At 71.1% G+C, this 3,989-nt stretch carries 2 protein-coding genes; one reads left to right on the plus strand and one right to left on the minus strand.

Translation table 11 applies throughout. The features are described 5' to 3' along the window. A partial coding sequence (locus tag AB0M20_RS30860; RefSeq protein WP_364303846.1) for a VTT domain-containing protein occupies positions 1–576 on the plus strand: 576 nt, incomplete at its 5' end. 382 nt (positions 577–958) lie between these two features. Here the strand turns inward: AB0M20_RS30860 and leuS are convergent. Continuing rightward, positions 959–3,778: a leucine--tRNA ligase gene (leuS, locus tag AB0M20_RS30865; protein ID WP_364303847.1), complete on the minus strand. Its 2,820-nt coding sequence runs from the start codon at positions 3,776–3,778 to the stop codon at positions 959–961. Positions 3,779–3,989 lie beyond the last annotated feature (211 nt).

The raw sequence follows: 3,989 nt of genomic DNA on the forward strand, positions 1-3,989 counted from the left end.
CTGCCGCTGCGGGACATCGCCGACGCGGTCGTCGCGCTCGGCCCGGCCGCCGCGGTCGCCATCGCCGTCGTCGGCGGGCTGCTGCTCTCGGTGCTGGTTCCGCGCACCGCGATCACCATCGCGTGCGGCGCGCTGCTGGGCGCACCGACCGGTGCGGCGACCGCCCTGGCCGCCGCGGTGATCGCCGCGATCGCCACCTACTACGCCGGCCGCTGGGCCGGGCGGGGCGCGCTCGGCGCCAAGGCCGGCGGGCGCATGCAGCGCCTGGACGGCTGGCTCAACAAGCGCGGGCTCGCCGCGGTGCTGCTGGTGCGTTTCCTGCCGCTCGCGCCGTTCGGCCTGATCGGGTACGCGTACGGCACGACCAGCGTCTGCCAGAAGCGCTACCTGCTGGGCACGACGCTGGCGTCGATCCCGTCCGCGGTGTCCTACGCAGTGATCGGCGCCGCGGTGACCGCCCCGGGTTCGCTGAACCCGATGTCGCTGGCGCCGGCCCTGATCGGCTTCACCCTGACCACGACGATCGTCTACCGGTGGCGCCGCTCGGCCCGCCGCACCGCCGCCGCAGCCGCCTGACCGACAGCACGCGAAGGCCCGGCCACCCGGCCGGGCCTTTCGCATATGTAAGTGGTAGCCCAGCCACCTGTCCGACGACCACACACGTGGCCCACCTACCACTAATGCCGATTGTCCGGCGCCCGGCGCGCTTTTCCCGCCCACGCTGCCGTGGCAGCTGGTCCGCGCACGCCGCTGGGCTGCAGCCGCCTCCGACCTGCTCCGCAGGCCCGGACTCACGTTGGTAGCGGCGAAGGCCCGGCCTTCTCGCGCGCGTCGCCTGCCCGCCCACCAGAGGGTGGGTCACCCTCCGCGGAGGCCGCCGCCTCCCCCACCCCGGGCACTGGGTGGGCCGGAAACTACCGGCCGGGTGTGACAATTCCGGCCGGTAGTCCACAAGCCGTCAGACGACCACGCTGACCAGGCGGCCCGGCACCACGATGACCTTCTTCGGGTTACGGCCTGCCAGCGTCTCCGCGACCTCCGCCAGCGCCGCCTCCCGCACCGCCGCCTCGGCCGCGTCCGGTGCCACCTCGACCCGCCCGCGCACCTTGCCGTTGATCTGCACCGGGTAGGTGATCGACTCGGCCACCTGCTGGGCCGGGTCGGCGACCGGGAAGTCGACGTAGGCCAGCGAGCCCGAGTGGCCCAGCTTGCCCCACAGCTCCTCGGCCATGTGCGGCGCGAACGGCGACACCATCAGCACCAGCGGCTCGACCGCCTCCCGCGACGCCACGGGCAGCGGGGTCAGGCCGTTGGTCAGCTCGATCAGCTTCGCGATCGCGGTGTTGAACCGCAGCTCGTCCATGTCCGTCCGGACGCCGTCGATGATCCGGTGCAGCAGGCGGCGGGTCTTGGTGTCCAGCGGCTCGTCGGTGACCCGGACGGCGCCGGTCCCCTCGTCGACCACCAGGCGCCAGACCCGCTGCAGGAACCGCTGGGAGCCGACCACCGCCCGGGTGTCCCACGGGCGGGATACGTCCAGCGGGCCCATCGCCATCTCGTACACCCGGAACGTGTCCGCGCCGTACCGCTCCGACATCTCGTCGGGGGTGACCACGTTCTTCAGCGACTTGCCCATCTTGCCGTACTCGCGGCTCACCTCCTGCTCGCCGTAGAACCATTTGCCGTCGCGCTCGACGACCTCCTCGGCGGGCACGATGACGCCGCGCGCGTCGCGGTAGGCGTACGCCTGGATGTAGCCCTGGTTGAACAGCGTCCGGAACGGCTCGAACGAGGACACGTAGCCCAGGTCGTACAGCACCTTGTGCCAGAAGCGCGCGTACAGCAGGTGCAGCACGGCGTGCTCGACGCCGCCCACGTACAGGTCGACGCCGCCCGGATCGCCCGGACCCTGCGGACCCATCCAGTAGGCCTCGTTCTCCGGGTCGACCAGGATCTTGTCGTTGTGCGGGTCCAGGTAGCGCAGCTCGTACCAGCAGGAGCCCGCCCACTGCGGCATCGTGTTGGTCTCACGGGTGTACCGCTTGGGGCCGTCACCCAGGTCCAGCTCGACCTCGACCCAGTCCTTCTTGCGGGACAGCGGCGTCTCCGGCTCGGTGTCGGCGTCGTCCGGGTCGAAGGTGCGCGGCGAGAAGTCGTCCACGTCCGGCAGCACCACGGGCAGCATCGACTCGGGCAGGGCCACCGGCAGGCCGGTCTCGTCGTACACGATGGGGAACGGCTCGCCCCAGTAGCGCTGCCGGCTGAACAGCCAGTCACGCAGCCGGAAGGTGGTCGCCCCCCGGCCCTTACCCTGCTCCTCCAGCCAGGAGATCATCGACGCCTTCGCGTCGGCCACCCCCATGCCGTTCAGCCAGTCGCTGTTGATCGCGGCGCCTTCACCGGTGTACGCGCCCTCGAAACCCTCGGGAGCCTCGACCGTCCGGATGATCGGCAGGTCGAACACCTCGGCGAAGGCCCAGTCGCGCTCGTCCTGGCCGGGCACCGCCATGATCGCGCCGGTGCCGTAGCCGGCCAGCACGTAGTCGGCGATGAACACCGGGATCCGCGCGCCGTTGACCGGGTTGGTCGCGTACGCGCCGGTGAAGACCCCGGTCTTGACCTTGACGTCGGCGGTCCGCTCCTCGTCCGTCTTCGCCGCGGCCTGGGCCCGGTACGCCGCCACCGCCGCCTCGGGCGTGGCGTGCCCACCGGTCCAGGCGTCCTTCGTACCCTCCGGCCAGGTCTGCGGAACGACCGACGAGACCAGCGCGTGCTCCGGTGACAGCACCATGTAGGTGGCACCGAACAGGGTGTCCGGCCGGGTGGTGAAGACGCTGATGACGTCGTCACCGGAGGACATCGGGAAGTCGACGTGGGCGCCCCGCGAGCGGCCGATCCAGTTGCGCTGCATCAGCTTGACCGGCTCGGGCCAGTCCAGCACGTCCAGGTCCTCGACCAGCCGGTCACCGTACGCGGTGATCCGCATCATCCACTGCTTCAGGTTGCGCTGGAAGACCGGGTAGTTGCCGCGCTCGCTGCGGCCCTCGGGGGTGACCTCCTCGTTGGCCAGCACCGTGCCCAGCCCCGGGCACCAGTTGACCGGCGCCTGGCTGACATACGCCAGCCGGAAGCCGTCGACCACCTCCCGGCGCTCGACCGCCGACAGCGACGCCCAGTCGCGGCCGCCCGGCACCTCGCGGTCCCCCGCGGCGAACGACGCGATCAGGTCGTCGATCGGGCGGGCCTTGCGCAGGTCCGGGTCGAACCAGGAGTTGAACACCTGCAGGAAGATCCACTGCGTCCACCGGTAGTACTCGGGGTCCGTGGTGGAGAAGGTGCGCCGGCTGTCGTACGCCAGGCCCAGCCGCCGCAGCTGGCCCCGGTAACGCTCGACGTTCGCCTCGGTCGTGGCGCGCGGGTGGGTGCCGGTCTGCACCGCGTACTGCTCCGCGGGCAGGCCGAACGCGTCGAAGCCCATCGGGTGCAGCACGTTGTAACCGGCCATCCGCTTGTAGCGGGTGTAGCAGTCGGTGCCGATGTAGCCCAGCGGGTGCCCGACGTGCAGGCCGGAGCCGGACGGGTACGGGAACATGTCCTGCACGTGCAGCTTGGGCGCGCCGTGGCGGGGGTGGCTGGGATCGGCCAGCTCGCCGCTCGGATTGGGCGCGTAGAACGTCCCGTTTTCCTCCCAGTACGCCTGCCAGCGCGGCTCGATCTCGCCGGCGGTCGCGGCCGTGTATCGGAAGGGCGGGGTCTCGGACTCGCTCATCTTCACCATCTCGTCGTCTCGAAGTGGTCGGGGTCGTCGAGCCTGCCGAGGGCACAAAAAAGCCCCTCACGCAGGAGGGGGCGCCGTGCTGGTCGTCGAACTAGCGACGTGTCAGCACGGCCGGCTAAGGAACAGGAACGACCGGACCATGCGTGCATGATACCGGTCGCCGCTGTCCGGCCGCGACCGGTATCACCCTGGCTGCTATCACTTCGGCCCC

It is taken from the genome of Actinoplanes sp. NPDC051633, from assembly GCF_040681735.1.
Taxonomy (GTDB): Bacteria; Actinomycetota; Actinomycetes; order Mycobacteriales; family Micromonosporaceae; genus Actinoplanes.